Here is a 13,445-nt window from a genome sequence, read left to right as displayed (position 1 = left end):
CTGCTGTCTATCCGAAGCGGGCCATACCAATCACGGTCATGACAAGCCCGATAAGAGTGGTGATGCCGGCCCAGCCCTTGTGAAAATTACCAAGGGTTTTGAGCCACATCTGGGTGTAAAGATCGCAGGCGAATAGGATGGCCAAAGCCTCGGCCATCATCAATCCGCCCAGCGCCTTGATGATGCAGGTAAGAAGGTCATGCGGTATCCATGGATTGGCCAGATAAACGAGCGACCCCACCATCAATTCCAGCATACCGCACAGGAATTGTAGGGCGGGTGATCCTTCGACCTCGCCGATCATGGTCTGCCAAACGCCCGGTTGCCTAAGCGCCCCTGCTCCTGCGGCCAAGGCGGCCAGACCAAGAATAAGAGCGCTCCAAGCCGTGGGATCTCCAGCTTCCTGCATACCTTCTCCTTTGTTTTTTCGTTTTTTATTCGCCTTTTTTCTGCGGCGTCAGGAGAGGAGGAGCGGGGGGCACCATACCGGGCCGACAGACTCGTTCCCTCCCTACGCCCGGATTAACGGGTTCAGGTTCAACGGGTCGTGGGGCGTTACGCCCACCTCTCAGCCACATGGCTCCCCGGGGATATTGATCACAGGTTATGCCAAGGCGCGGCCCTTGGCAAGCGCGCGTTGCGGGCGAATTCGCGCAGAATTGGGTGGATTTGTCAGGGGCGGTTCCGGCACCGCCATCGTCCCGGTCGGCCATGCCCCAAACAGCATCGCAGCCAAGATAAATTTCCTTGGCATTTGCCTGTTTGGGCGGTTGCCGGTTGGTCTGGGGTAACATAGACTCTGGTCTATGGCTGGACATGACACGGATATTGCCATCCTCGGGGGCGGATTGGCAGGCGGGCTGGTGGCGCTGGCCTTGGCGGCGCGTCGGCCCGATTTGCGGATCATGTTGGTGGAACGGGACGAAAGGCTGGGGGGCAATCACCTCTGGTCCTTTTTCCTCAGCGATATTCCGGTTTCCGCGCGATGGCTGCTTAAACCTTTGATCGTGGCGCGTTGGAGCAGTTACAGCGTCCGCTTCACCGGCAAGCGTCGCCATTTGAGCAGCCCCTATCGCACGATATCCAGCGATCGCTTTGACGCGGTCCTGCGCGAAAGCCTGCCCCAAGGTTCGATCCTGACGGGCGCGACCGTGACGGCGTTTGATCGCGGGGGCTTCACCCTTGCCGATGGGCGAAAGTTTCGCGCGGGCGCGGTGATCGATGCGCGCGGGTCAACGGCCTTTCCCGGCATGCGCGGCGGGTGGCAAAAATTCGTGGGCCAGATGCTGCGCACCAGCGCCCCCCATGGTTTGACCGCCCCCATCGTGATGGACGGCAACCGGACCCAGCATGACGGGTTCCGCTTCGTCTATGCCCTGCCTTTTTCGCCCGATACGGTGTTTGTCGAGGATACCTATTATTCCGACACGCCCGACATTGATGCGCCCGCCTTGCGCGAACGCATTGCCACCTATGCCAAAAGCAAGGGGTGGACCGTCGCCGAGGTCCTGCACGAGGAGCAGGGGGTGTTGCCGGTCGTGGCCGATGGCGACCCCCATGACCTGCGCGACAATCGACATGGCGTGGCGCGGATTGGCGTGGCGGCGGGATTGTTTCACCCGCTGACGGGCTATTCGCTGCCCACGGCGGTACGGGTGGCGGCGATGATTGCCGATATGCCGGACCTGTCGGGCCCGGTGTTGGCCGCCAGGGTCGAGCAATTTGCCCGCGACCATTGGAAATCGGGCGGGTTCTACCGCCTGCTGGCCCGCATGTTGTTTGGCGCCGCCGTGCCGGATCAGCGCCACCGGGTCTTTGCCCGCTTTTACCGCCTAAATGACAGGTTGATCGAGCGCTTCTATGCGGGGCAATCAACATGGGCCGACCGCATCCGATTGTTGATGGGGCGGCCTCCGGTGCCTATTGGCGCGGCTGTGGCCTGTTTGCTGGATGGCGGACGGGGGCTGGCCGATCTGGGCGCGATCGGGGGTGTTTTGGAAACGACAACCATACCGGCCTTTGCCGGGGAAACTGAGGATTCATGAAAAAGGCCTGTGTGATTGGTGCCGGTTTTGGCGGACTGGCTCTGGCCATTCGCCTGCAATCGGCCGGCATTGCCACCACGCTGGTTGAGGCGCGAGAGCGACCCGGCGGGCGTGCCTATGTGTGGGAACGCGACGGCCATACGTTTGACGCGGGGCCGACCGTCATCACCGACCCGTCATGCCTGTCGGAATTGTGGAACCTGTCGGGACAGGACATCGCAACCGACGTCGAATTGATGCCGGTGATGCCCTTTTACCGCCTGCAATGGACCGATGGCAGCCATTTCGATTATTCCAATGACGAAGCCCGCCTGCGCAGCGAAATCAATCGCGTCGCGCCCGGCGATCTGGCTGGATATCAGCAATTTCTGGACTTTGCGGGCGAGGTGTACCGCGAAGGCTATGTGAAACTGGGCCATGTCCCGTTTCTTGATTTCAAGAGCATGATCAAGGCCGCCCCCGCGTTGATGAAGCATCAGGCGTGGCGCAGTGTCTATTCTCGCGTCGCCGGTTTCGTGGAATCGGAAAAGCTGCGCGAGGCTCTGTCCTTTCACACGCTGTTGGTCGGCGGCAATCCGATGGCCACCAGCAGCATCTATGCCCTGATCCACAAGCTGGAAAAGGATGGCGGGGTGTGGTGGGCGCGGGGCGGCACCAATCGCCTTGTCGCGGGCATGGCGGCTTTGTTTGAACGGCTCGGCGGGGTCATGCGCCTGAATGATGGCGCGGTGCAGATCCACACGATCGGCAACCGCGCGCATGAGGTTGAAACCAAAAGTGGTTGGCGCGAACGTTTCGACGCCGTGGCCAGCAATGGCGACCTGATGCACACCTATCGCGACCTGCTCTCCGACACGCCGCGTGGACAGGCTTATGCCAAATCGCTGGCGCGCAAACGCTGGTCGCCCAGCCTGTTCGTCGTCCATTTCGGGCTGGAGGGGCAATTCCCCCAGATCCCGCATCACATGATCCTGTTCGGGCCGCGCTATAAGGGACTGCTTGAGGATATTTTCGACAATGGCGTGCTGCCGCGCGACTTCTCGATCTATCTGCACCATCCCACCGCGTCCGACCCGTCCATGGCGCCCGAAGGACGCAGCACCTTCTATGCGCTGGTGCCCGTCGCCCATCGCGGCAAATTGTCGGTCGATTGGGACGAAGTCGGCCCCATCCTTGAAAAGCGCATCCTGGACGAAGTGGGCCGCCGCCTGATCCCCGACATCCACGACCGGATCGCCACCAAGTTCCACTATGCCCCCACCGATTTCGAAACCGACCTCTCAGCCTATATGGGCAGCGCCTTCAGCCTCGAACCCATCCTGACGCAGAGCGCGTGGTTCCGTGGGCATAACCGTGATGATGTGATCCCCAATCTGTACCTGGTCGGCGCGGGGACGCATCCGGGGGCGGGTATTCCCGGCGTTGTAGGCAGTGCGAAAGCCACCGCCGGGTTGATGATAGAGGATTTGGCGGGGTAGGTTTTTGTTGGGGGGTTATTTTGCCTCCGGCGGGCAAAGGGCGGGGGCCCTTTGCAATCCCGTTACTGGGCGGTTTTGGGCGAGAGGCGGTGTTGGGGGTGAGTTTGGAGGGGCGAATAAGCCGCTTCGCGGGAAGAAGAAAGACGTTTAGGATCCGGTGTCAAAGCTGCCGTTGCATGAATGGTGGCAAGCGCCCCACTTGCGGACAATCGGATCGGCTGCAATCATCTTTGGATGAAACGGATCGCATTTCTCATCACCTATGCCGTAGTGCTCACGATAAGCTACTGGATCTTCTACCTGAACCTTGATTGGAGGTCCGATCAAACGAAAGTTCCGACGGCATTGATGCTGTTTGCGGCATTCGCGCTTGCCTCGCTTATCGTTCTGATTGCTCGCGGTTTATGGTGGCTCCCTGGGGCGCTGATGCTGATTGGTTTCACGGTTATTCCATTGGCTCTACAGTTTGCCTTCAAAGCTGATTACATAGTGTGGGTCGTCACGCTTGCCGTGTGTGCATCCATGATCGGTTGGTTTTCTCGTTTAAGGCAGAGTGGCAGATAACTACCAGTCCCGGTCATAGCCAGTGGCGGTCTATGCCTGTTTCTCCCCCAACATTCCGGCCATCCCCCGCCGCGAAGCGGCTATAAAACACCGCAACTTCCCTCCAATACACAACGCTGCACCCGTGACGCATCGCCGACAGTATCGGGATTGCAAAGGGCCCCCGCCCTTTGCCCGCCGGAGGCACACGCACATCAACAAAATCCCATCCCCAAAATTCCCCCAAGACCCATCTGGCCATCCCCTGCACAATCGCTAAAGTGGGGGGCATGAAACGCATTGCTGTCTATTGTGGCTCAGCCACTCCCGCCGATCCCCGTTATATCGAACTGGCCCGTGAAGTGGGCACCGAGCTGGCAAGGCGCGGGATTGGGCTTGTGTATGGTGGCGGTCGGCTTGGCCTGATGGGGGCTGTGGCGGACGCGGCGATGGAGGCCGGGGGCGAGGTGATCGGCGTGATCCCGGTGGCGCTGGCCCATGTAGAGGTTGAGCATACGGGCCTGACCGAATTGATCACGGTTGAGACGATGCATGAGCGCAAGGCCGCGTTTGAGCGTCTTTCGGACGGTTTCCTGACCCTGCCGGGCGGGGTGGGCACGATGGATGAGCTGTGGGAAGCGGTCAGCTGGGCGCAACTTGGCTATCACCAGAAGCCGGTGGGTTTGCTCAACGCTTTTGGGTTCTATGACGGATTGCTGGCGTTTAACCGCCACATGGGCGAGGTCGGTTTTATCCGCCCCGCGCATCAGGGCATCATTCTGGCCGAGCGTGAGCTGGACCTGCTGCTCGACCGGATGGCGGCCCATGAACCGGGTGAGCAGATCATCCGCATGGACCCCAAGACCCTGTGATCGGCCGGGTATGATAGACCGGGCGGCTTTGGTCGAGGCGGCGCGTGAGAGCATCGCGCGAGGATCCAAGAGCTTTGCCGCCGCATCGAAATTGTTTGATGCGGCCACGCGGGAAAGGGTCTGGCTGCTCTATGCCTGGTGCCGGGCGTGTGATGATCTGGCCGATGATCAGGACCATGGTGGCGCCTTGGGTGCGCAGGCCGGGGCGGCGGAGCGGTTGGAGCAGATCCGCCGTTTGACCGCACGAGCGCTGGGCGGGGATGCGACCGGGCATTTCGCATTCGACGCGCTGGGCGTGGTGGCCGCCGAATGCGGGATCAATGCGGTGCATACCGGCGATGTAATTGCCGGATTTGCGCTGGATGCGGCCGGATGGAGGCCCAAAACCGAACTGGACATGCTGGGCTATTGTTATCACGTCGCCGGGGCGGTGGGCGTGTTGATGGCGCTGGTGATGGGCGTTGATCCCGAAGATGCCGACACGCTCAACCGGGCCAGCGATCTGGGCATAGCGTTTCAATTGGGCAATATCGCCCGCGACATTGCCGAGGATCACGCGGCGGGGCGCTGCTACCTGCCCTCTGACTGGTTGTCCAATGCGGGGGTGCGTGAGGCAGACCTGATGGCGCCTGAACATCGTGCCGCTTTGGTCGGGATTGTGGCGCGCATGTGCGCCACGGCACAGGTCTATGAGGCCAGCGCGCGGGCGGGGGCGGCGCGTCTGCCGTTTCGGTGCCGTTGGGCCGTGCTGTCGGCGGCGGGCATCTATGGCGCGATTGCCCGCAAAGTGGCCCAGCGTGGGCCAAAGGCTTGGGATGTTCGCGTATCCACCAGCAAGGCGGAAAAGCTGCGGTTCCTGACTGCGGGCTTGATCGGGGCGATGGCGTCGCCGCCTGCGCAGGTGCCCATGGTGCCCTATCGCCGGGGGGATCTGGCGCGCGCGGTTGCGCGGGTGTGAAGGGCTGGTTGGCCCCGCCTTGTGACGGGGCCGGTCGTTCGTGATGAATGCCGCCGGTTCAGCAGGCCGAGATTGCCACGCCATGCGCGCCGCAGGCGTGGGGGTTGGGGCGAACCGGAAAGTTCACGTTGTGCGATGCACTGTGCTTGAATTTTTCATAGGCCCATTCGGTACCAACGGGGTGATTTTTCCCCGCCGAACTGTTTTGTGCGGCATGGGCGTTGGGCAAGGCTTGGGATGAACGTATCGCCTCGGTCGCGTGGGTTGCGGCCAGACTTGTAGCAGCCAAAATCACGATCAAATTCACGCTCATACTGGTGACCCCTGTTCTGTTTTGGCGAAATAGCCTTTGAAAACAGGCGTTAACTATCTGTAAGGAGCGGTGATCAAATTGTAAAAATTGATGGTGAACGGTTTGGTGACATCTTGAACCAAATGGGATTATTTTCTGAAATCGGCGGCCATTTTGGCGATTTCATTGCATTTTGAATCGGATCAGCCTGCATGCCACTTGCAATATGCGAACCGTTGTTTGCAGGCGGCCGGCGAAATCATGTGCAAAATGGCAAATTTTTGGCCCAATTTGCGAATATACATTTAGGATGAACAATAAATCATAGTCGTGAATGAATATGCCTGAAAAAGAATATTCGTCATATCCTTAGTGGTTATTATTAAGTGATCGAGCGGCGCATGTTAGGATTGCTGGATTGAGCAATTCGGTCAACACGTTCGGTGGGGAACTCCACCCTATGTTGCAATTGCGAAGGCCGAAGTGTCGCGCATAGGTGGACCTAAACCATGACGCGGCGCTGGCGTATGGCGGATTAAAAGATGTTACACTTGCTCGCGCTCGGTCCGGTCACGATGCAGGGGTTGCGTCAACAGCCCCCTTCAGGCCACCGGATAGGTCGTGCCGGGAGGGTTACGGCGGCGGAACAATTCGCCCTTTTCGCTGTACAGGATCAGCGTCAGGCAGCCGCAGCCCGCCGTCAGCAGCGCAAAGGCCAGCGGGCGCGCCGTGCCATCATAGGCCTGACCGATCAACGCGCCCAGCCACGAGGCAAGCACCATGCGAATAAACGCCTGCGCCGAAGAAGCTGCCCCCGCCTTGCTGGCAAAGGGTTGTAGCGCGATGGACGAGAAATTCGCGCCCAAAAAGCCCAGCAAGCACATGTTGACCGTCATCATCGGCACGAATTCCCACAAGGTCTCATCCGGGCGGGTGGCCATATAGAATTGCAGCGCGCTGGTGGCGATATAGACGACCAAGGCGGTGTGGCTGACCCGGCGGGCGCCGAAACGCATGACGATGCGCGAATTGATGAAATTGGTGGTGGCCATCACCATCGCCATCCCGGCAAAGATCAGGGGAAAGCGCGTTCCGGCCCCGAAATGCTCGCCCACCAATTGCTGGCACGAATTGATGTAGCCAAACATGGCCGACTGGATCAGCGCCATGCCGAACACATAGCCCAATGCGGCGCGCGTCGTCGTCACCTCGATCATCGAGCGGCCGATATTGGGCAGGCTGATGGTCTGGCGATACTCGTGGCGCAGCGTTTCGGGCAGGCGCAGCGCAATCCACGTGGCCAGCGCCACGCCCATCAGCGCCATCACGCCAAAGATCCAACGCCAGCTAGCCAGGAACAGCACGGCCTGACCCACGCTGGGCGCGATCATGGGCACGATCATAAAGACCATCGAGACCGTCGATTGCATGCGCGCCATCCGGTCGCCTTCGTGCAGATCACGGATGATCGCGGCGGGTAATACAGCCAAACCTGCGCAGGCAAAGCCCACCAGCGCGCGCAGCACCAGCAATTGCGAGAAATTCTGAACCAGCCCGCAGGCCGCCGAACAGATGACATAGGCCGCGATGCAGGACAGCAGCACCGGACGCCGCCCGAAACGGTCCGCTAAAGCCCCCGGAACCAGACAGCCCAGCCCGCTGAAAATCAGGAACACGCCCACGACAAGCTGGCGCTCGTTGGGATCGCGCGAGCCAAGATCGCGCGCCATTTCGCCCAGCGCGGGCAGCATCGAGTCCACAGCGAGCGCCTGAAGCGCTTGAACCAGACCCATGAGAAGGATGAATTCCAGCCCGCCAATCTTCTTTTCGGCAGGCCCGGGGGAGGGAGACGTCATGAATTCACCATGGCGACATGGCGCCAAAATGGCTAGTCCCGGAAGAAACAAATAATGTGGTGAAAATTACAATGATAAATGGGAAATATTGCTATTTATTCAGGTTTGGCGGTGTCGGAAAAATGCGTGAAAATTCATAAATAACTGAATTTACACAATTTCGTGAAATTGGCACGCCCCCTGCAATCCTTCTGACATCCGGCAAACGCCGGTTTGAACGAAACCAACGAACCATCAGAAGGATACCGACCATGTCCATCTCGCGCACCAACGCCCTCAGCCCCCTCGCACTCAGCTTCGCCACCACGGCCGCTTTGGGCCTTGCCACGTTCACTTTTGTCATGCCCGCCCATGCCGCGACCGCCCCGATCACGTCGCAGCAGTTCGAGCAGGTTGCAGGCGACATGCCCGCGATCCGCGTGTCCTATGCCGACCTTGATCTGACCACGGATCAGGGCCGCCGCGCCATGCGCCACCGTCTGGCCGCGGCCGCGCATATGGTGTGCGACGATGCCACCAGCATCACCGACCCGCTCAAGGCCCGCGCCGCCTATCGTCAGTGCAAGGAAGAGGCGCTGGACAATGCGATCACCAATTTTGCCGTCAAAATGAAGGCGAAGCAGCTGGCCCAGCGTTGAAGCGTTCTTTTTATGTTCATATCTTGCCATGCCCCGGTGCCAAAACGGCATCGGGGCATTATCGTGGCGTCCATGGAATCGGAACCGGCACAGGATGAGGAAATCAGCGCGCCGGGCCTGCGCAAGATCATCCATGTCGACATGGATGCCTTCTTTGCCAGCGTCGAACAGCGCGACGACCCAGCGCTGCGCGGCAAACCCGTCGCCGTGGGCGGCAGCCGCGAACGCGGCGTCGTCGCGGCGGCCAGCTATGAAGCGCGCAAATTCGGCGTCCGCTCGGCCCAGCCCAGCGTGACGGCGGCGCGGCTTTGTCCCAGCCTTATTTTCAAACCGCCGCGATTTGAGGCCTACCGCAAGGTTTCGCAGCAGATCCGCGCCATTTTCCGCGAATATACCCCGCTGGTCGAACCGCTGGCGATGGATGAAGCCTATCTGGACGTCACGCAGGATTTAAAAGGCATCGGCAGCGCGACCCGCATCGCCGAACTGATCCGCGCCCGCATCAAGGCGGAAACCGGCCTGACCGCCAGCGCGGGGGTCAGCTATAACAAGTTCCTCGCCAAAATCGCCAGCGATCAGAACAAGCCCGACGGCCTTTGCGTGATCCGCCCCGGCGAAGGCGCGCAATTTGTCGCCAGCCTGCCGGTGCGGCGCTTTCACGGTGTCGGTCCGCGCGGGGCGGAAAAGATGGCCGCGCTGGGCATTGAAACGGGGGCGGATTTGCGCGGGCATGACATTGCATTCCTGCGCGAACATTTCGGATCATTGGCGGACTATCTCTATCGCGCGGCGCGGGCGATTGACCTGCGCGCGGTCAAGCCCAATCGCCCGCGCAAATCCCTTGGTGGAGAGCGCACATTTGATCGCGATATTTCCACCGGCCCCGGCCTGCGTCAGGTGTTGGAGGGGATTATCGAAATGGTGTGGGACGACATCACCAAAGCGCAGGCACAGGGCCGGACGGTCACGCTCAAGCTGCGCCTGTCCGATTTCTCGATCCGCACCCATGCGCGCACACTGGACCGGTTTGTGGCGGGGCGGGATGAACTTGCCGCGATCGGGCGGGAATTGCTGAATGACCTTTTGCCCTTGCCCTTGCCGGTACGGTTGATGGGCATGACCCTGTCGGGGTTCGAGGCGCCAGAGACCCCCGCGCCCGTTGAGGGCAATGGACAAATGGCGCTGTTTTAGCGCCCCGCCACGATCAACCCGCCGACAACCATTGCTGCAGGCGTTCCTTCAAACCCTTTGGCAGATCATCGGGCAAGGCATCGAGGGCAAAGAATTGCGCATCGGTGATTTCGCGCATGTCGGGCGCGGGCATGCCTTTGCACAGGCCGATCACGACATGGACGCGGTTGTCCGCACCATGCAGCCCTTCCTGCACAACATCGATCAGGCGCGGGGCGATCAGCATACAGCCGATCTCTTCGGAAAATTCGCGAAGCGCCGTCAGCAACGGGTCTTCGCCGCGCTTCATCCCGCCGCCGGGCGGCATCCAATGCGTCTTGCCATAGGAATGGCGGACCAGCAGCACGCGCCCGGTTTCATCCAGCGCAAGGATGCGGCAGCCTTCCAGACCGGGGCGGCGCACGCGCCACCACGCCTTGCGCAATCCATGGGCCCCGCGCAGCGCGATGCGATGCAACGGCGCGGGCAGGCGCCCAAGGATGGTTTCGGCGATCAGGTAAAGCACGTGACCGGCGCTTGTGCCGCGCGCAACAGACGGGCCACCGGCAGGTCATGCTCACCGGCCATGGCGGCGCGAAAGATCGCTTCTTTTTCCGCGCCGCGCGCCACGAACATCATGGCGTCGGCCGCCACAAGGCTGGGGATGGTCAGCGACAGGCGATCAAACGGCGCCTCTGGCGGCAAAGGATCGGGCGTCAGGCGCAGAACGCGCGCAGGCGCATCAGGCCGGGGATCTGTGTTGGGGAAAAGCGAGGCAATGTGCCCGTCATTGCCCATGCCCAGCCAGACCAGCGCGAAATGGGGCGGGGTTGCGCCTTCGGTCAAAGGCACGATCCGCGCGCCCAGCGGTTCGAGCGCGGCGCGGATGCGGCCGACGTTGGAGGCTGCGTGATCTTCGGGAACGACGCGGTCATCGCCGGGCCAGATCGCGATGCGGTCAAACGGCACCCCCTGTTGCGCCAGTTCGGCCAGAATGGGGAAAGGCGTCGACCCACCGGGCAGCGAAATGGCAATTTCGCCAGACTGTGCTGCAAGTGCGTTGAACAGAAACTGGGCAAGCCAGGTGGCGATGGCGCTGTCGCTGGCGCCTTGATGGATGGAAATGTCGGCCATGCGCCCTTGATAGCAGGGCGCCGCGATTAGGGCAAAGCGGCGCAAACCTATGCTTGGGCACATTAATCGGCGAATATGCCTAAGTATCCGAACGAGAATCTTACGGGAAGTACGCCGGAAGGGTCTATTTACATGTCATAGGCTTGATGGATGATAAGCCTATGCAAACGGTTGTTTTGTCTGATTATAGCGTAGTTTAATTTTCATTAAATCAGTATGTTTTACTATACCCTTCCTAAGATCAAAAAAATCAAATCTGTCTATGTTTCCTCCCGTCGATCTTTTGAATTGGTTGGGGACGCCAATTCAGAAATTCATGTCTGGCCTTGAGGGGGCTAATGGAGGAAGTAATGCTTGTTGAGCATGTTCTAGACGAAAGACAGTCCACGGTTGTTGAAAAAGACCGTGATACCGAAGTGAAGCCGGCTTTGCTTCAGTCGAAGGAAGCCATCACCGAAGAAAAGACGGTCGACATCCTTCTGGTCGAAGATGATGATGCCGACGCCTTTATTATCCTTGAAGCCCTCAAGAATATTCCCCGCGTCAAGAATGTCGTGCGCGCCTATGACGGCGTCGAAGCCTTGGAAATCATCGATGGGCGCAAGTTCACGCCCAATCTCGCGCTGGTTGACCTGTCGATGCCGCGTATGAACGGCTTTGCCCTGTTGGCCGATATGAAGGCGCGGATGCTGGTGGATTTTCCCGCCGTGGTTCTGACCTCGTCCAAGGCGGAAATGGATGTGTTCCGGGCGGGCAAGAATGGTGCGTGGAAATACATCACCAAAAAGGAAAAGGTAAATATGATGACCCAATCCTTGCGCCGGATCATCAAGAAGATCTGATTTCATTTCGCATTGAAGACGGCCCGGCCCTGTCCATCGCGACAGGGCCGGGTTTTCTTATGCCAGATGGCTGGACAGGAACCAGACGCGGGTTTCGGCCTGATCGGTCCAATCGTCGGCAAAGCCTTCGGTGGCATTGTCGCCCGCGGCGCCTGCGGCGGCCTTGACCTCGCGGATCGCGCCGATCAGCGTCAGATTGTCGCGGCGCAATTCATCGATCATGTCGGCCGCGGCCAGATCGGCGCGGGGTTGATCGGCAATGCGCGATGCCGATGCGATGGCACCGATGCCGGTCAGGGCCTCACCCTGATTTTTGCGGATGCGTTCCGCGACAATATCGGTCAGCGCAAAGATCGCCCCGGCCTGTTCATCGAACAAAAGGTGCAGATCGCGGAACTGCGGCCCCTTCACATGCCAGTGAAAGCTCTTGGTCTTGAGATAGAGCGTGAAGAGATCGGCCAGCAAACCGTTCAGGCTGTGGACGAGGGCGGTTTTGGTATTGTGGTCGTTCATATGCGCTTGCCTCTGAAAGTGTTGAGGCTTTTTAGCGCGGGGGTTGTAATTGTAAAAACGAATGAAATGGGCAACTGTAATCGTCATTTGCGATTTTAAGCATGGCCCTTACCCGTTGAATCCGAACCAGATCCACCCCGAAAGCCCAATACCCACCCCCAGCAGGACGGCCCCGGCCCATCGACGAATCTGAACAATGCCGCCCTGTGCATCCAGCATTGCGTTCGATGCAAGCCAGCCCAGCAAGAGTGCAAAGCCCGTACCCACTGCGCCGCCTGCCGCCGCCGGAATGGGCGCATCCCCGACCAGCGCCACGGCCAGCACGATAAACCGCGCCGCATCCGCCGCCTGTTGCATCAACAGCACCAATGCTGCGGCAAAGAGCGAGCGCGTCGGTTCCTTGGCCTTGAAACTGGGGCGGAACAGCAAGGCTTCTCCGCCCGCCGCGATCAGCGCGAAACAGGCCAGCACCAGACGCGCGGGATAGGTCATTTGCGCGGCCATTTCGCCCGAAAACCACGCGGCAAATCCGCTGGCCAGAGCGCCGGTGATGGCCCCCATCATCAGCAACCCGCCATGGCGCCCCAAACGAGCGGTCAGCACCGCCACCAACATCTGATCGCGCGCGCCAATCCCGGCCAGAAAGCACCCGACCATGGCCCAGAGCGCCGCATTCATGTCGTTTCTCCATCAAAGATGGCGGCGCGCATCACATCGGCAATGCGCCGGGCATGGGCCTGCAACGCCGCGGCATCCTGTGGTTCCATGACGGCGTCGGTGGACATGTCCCACAGGGCCAGCCAGCGGTCGAACATGGCGGGTGTCAATTGGCCCGCCATGGCGCGGTGGACCGCGATGGGCGCCCCGCGATAGACGCTGCGCCCGCGCAATTGCGTGGCCCAAAAAGCCGTCAGCGCGCGAAAGTGGTGCGGCCAGTCATGGACCCGCGCAAAGACGGGACCAAGCAGCGCGTCCCCTCGCGCATGGCCATAAAAATGCTCGACCAGGCGAGCCAGATCGGGGTGGCGCAATTGCACCGAGTGAGGGGAGGAGGATTGGGTCACGATTCGCGGCCTAGCCCCGGTTTGCGGCGTTGCAAAGCGC

The 13,445-nt window shown here is 60.4% G+C and carries 16 protein-coding genes and 1 riboswitch; of the genes, 8 read left to right on the top strand and 8 right to left on the bottom strand.

Features of this window, described 5'->3' with window-relative positions; translation table 11 throughout:
* Positions 1 to 7: 7 nt before the first annotated feature.
* On the bottom strand, positions 8 to 409 hold the full coding sequence (locus AC2S2E_RS02990) for a hypothetical protein (RefSeq protein ID WP_476106017.1): 402 nt from the start codon (positions 407 to 409) through the stop codon (positions 8 to 10).
* Positions 410 to 491: 82 nt separating this feature from the next.
* A riboswitch (TPP riboswitch) is annotated at positions 492 to 597 on the bottom strand.
* Positions 598 to 806: 209 nt separating this feature from the next.
* On the opposite strand from AC2S2E_RS02990, the gene crtY reads away from it, so the two are divergent.
* The 5 genes from crtY to AC2S2E_RS02965 all read left to right on the top strand — a co-directional run bounded on the left by crtY (position 807) and on the right by AC2S2E_RS02965 (position 5,896).
* Positions 807 to 2,045 carry a lycopene beta-cyclase CrtY gene (crtY, locus tag AC2S2E_RS02985; RefSeq protein ID WP_486523636.1) on the top strand — a complete coding sequence of 413 codons (1,239 nt, stop codon included), beginning with the start codon at positions 807 to 809 and terminating at the stop codon, positions 2,043 to 2,045.
* Positions 2,042 to 3,523 carry a phytoene desaturase gene (locus AC2S2E_RS02980; protein ID WP_486523635.1) on the top strand — a complete coding sequence of 494 codons (1,482 nt, stop codon included), beginning with the start codon at positions 2,042 to 2,044 and terminating at the stop codon, positions 3,521 to 3,523. The genes crtY and AC2S2E_RS02980 overlap by 4 nt, the downstream gene beginning before the upstream one ends.
* A 234-nt stretch (positions 3,524 to 3,757) precedes the next feature.
* The gene (locus AC2S2E_RS02975) at positions 3,758 to 4,087 is read left to right on the top strand and encodes a hypothetical protein (RefSeq protein ID WP_486523634.1); all 330 of its coding nucleotides are present in this window, start codon (positions 3,758 to 3,760) and stop codon (positions 4,085 to 4,087) included.
* Between the two features lie 269 nt (positions 4,088 to 4,356).
* Positions 4,357 to 4,938 carry an LOG family protein gene (locus AC2S2E_RS02970; RefSeq protein ID WP_486523633.1) on the top strand — a complete coding sequence of 194 codons (582 nt, stop codon included), beginning with the start codon at positions 4,357 to 4,359 and terminating at the stop codon, positions 4,936 to 4,938.
* Between the two features lie 10 nt (positions 4,939 to 4,948).
* Entirely contained in the window at positions 4,949 to 5,896 is a 948-nt protein-coding gene (locus AC2S2E_RS02965) for a phytoene/squalene synthase family protein (protein ID WP_486523632.1), read from the top strand.
* Positions 5,897 to 5,954: 58 nt separating this feature from the next.
* Here AC2S2E_RS02965 and AC2S2E_RS02960 read toward each other — a convergent pair whose 3' ends face one another.
* Both AC2S2E_RS02960 and AC2S2E_RS02955 read right to left on the bottom strand, forming a co-directional pair.
* Positions 5,955 to 6,209, bottom strand: coding sequence for a hypothetical protein (locus tag AC2S2E_RS02960; protein ID WP_486523631.1), 255 nt, complete (start codon positions 6,207 to 6,209; stop codon positions 5,955 to 5,957).
* A 581-nt stretch (positions 6,210 to 6,790) separates the two neighbouring features.
* A complete protein-coding gene (locus AC2S2E_RS02955; protein WP_476106010.1) occupies positions 6,791 to 8,044 on the bottom strand; it encodes a multidrug effflux MFS transporter in 1,254 nt (417 codons plus the stop codon).
* A gap of 251 nt (positions 8,045 to 8,295) precedes the next feature.
* Between AC2S2E_RS02955 and AC2S2E_RS02950 the strand changes: the two genes are divergently transcribed.
* Positions 8,296 to 8,682 (top strand): UrcA family protein, encoded by a 387-nt coding sequence (locus tag AC2S2E_RS02950; RefSeq protein ID WP_486523630.1) that lies wholly within the window; start codon positions 8,296 to 8,298, stop codon positions 8,680 to 8,682.
* 72 nt (positions 8,683 to 8,754) lie between these two features.
* Entirely contained in the window at positions 8,755 to 9,873 is a 1,119-nt protein-coding gene (gene dinB, locus AC2S2E_RS02945) for a DNA polymerase IV (RefSeq protein WP_486524531.1), read from the top strand.
* Between the two features lie 13 nt (positions 9,874 to 9,886).
* On the opposite strand, the gene AC2S2E_RS02940 is transcribed toward dinB, so the two are convergent.
* Positions 9,887 to 10,378 carry an NUDIX domain-containing protein gene (locus tag AC2S2E_RS02940; RefSeq protein WP_486523629.1) on the bottom strand — a complete coding sequence of 164 codons (492 nt, stop codon included), beginning with the start codon at positions 10,376 to 10,378 and terminating at the stop codon, positions 9,887 to 9,889.
* Positions 10,366 to 10,986, bottom strand: a complete 621-nt coding sequence (locus AC2S2E_RS02935) for a 6-phosphogluconolactonase (RefSeq protein WP_486523628.1) — start codon at positions 10,984 to 10,986, stop codon at positions 10,366 to 10,368. The genes AC2S2E_RS02940 and AC2S2E_RS02935 overlap by 13 nt, the downstream gene beginning before the upstream one ends.
* 350 nt (positions 10,987 to 11,336) lie before the next feature.
* Between AC2S2E_RS02935 and AC2S2E_RS02930 the strand changes: the two genes are divergently transcribed.
* The gene (locus AC2S2E_RS02930) at positions 11,337 to 11,828 is read left to right on the top strand and encodes a response regulator (protein WP_486523627.1); all 492 of its coding nucleotides are present in this window, start codon (positions 11,337 to 11,339) and stop codon (positions 11,826 to 11,828) included.
* Positions 11,829 to 11,885: 57 nt separating this feature from the next.
* Here AC2S2E_RS02930 and AC2S2E_RS02925 read toward each other — a convergent pair whose 3' ends face one another.
* The 3 genes from AC2S2E_RS02925 to AC2S2E_RS02915 form a co-directional block, all read right to left on the bottom strand.
* Positions 11,886 to 12,341, bottom strand: a complete 456-nt coding sequence (locus AC2S2E_RS02925; RefSeq protein WP_486523626.1) for a Dps family protein — start codon at positions 12,339 to 12,341, stop codon at positions 11,886 to 11,888.
* Between the two features lie 108 nt (positions 12,342 to 12,449).
* Entirely contained in the window at positions 12,450 to 13,019 is a 570-nt protein-coding gene (locus tag AC2S2E_RS02920; RefSeq protein WP_486523625.1) for a hypothetical protein, read from the bottom strand.
* Positions 13,016 to 13,405 (bottom strand): group III truncated hemoglobin, encoded by a 390-nt coding sequence (locus AC2S2E_RS02915; RefSeq protein ID WP_486523624.1) that lies wholly within the window; start codon positions 13,403 to 13,405, stop codon positions 13,016 to 13,018. Before AC2S2E_RS02915 ends, AC2S2E_RS02920 begins: the two co-directional genes overlap by 4 nt.
* Positions 13,406 to 13,445 lie beyond the last annotated feature (40 nt).

It is taken from the genome of Novosphingobium sp. 550D, from assembly GCF_057401885.1.
The sequence above is the reverse complement of the archived record's forward strand: the minus strand, read 5'-3'. Positions and strand labels throughout refer to the sequence as shown.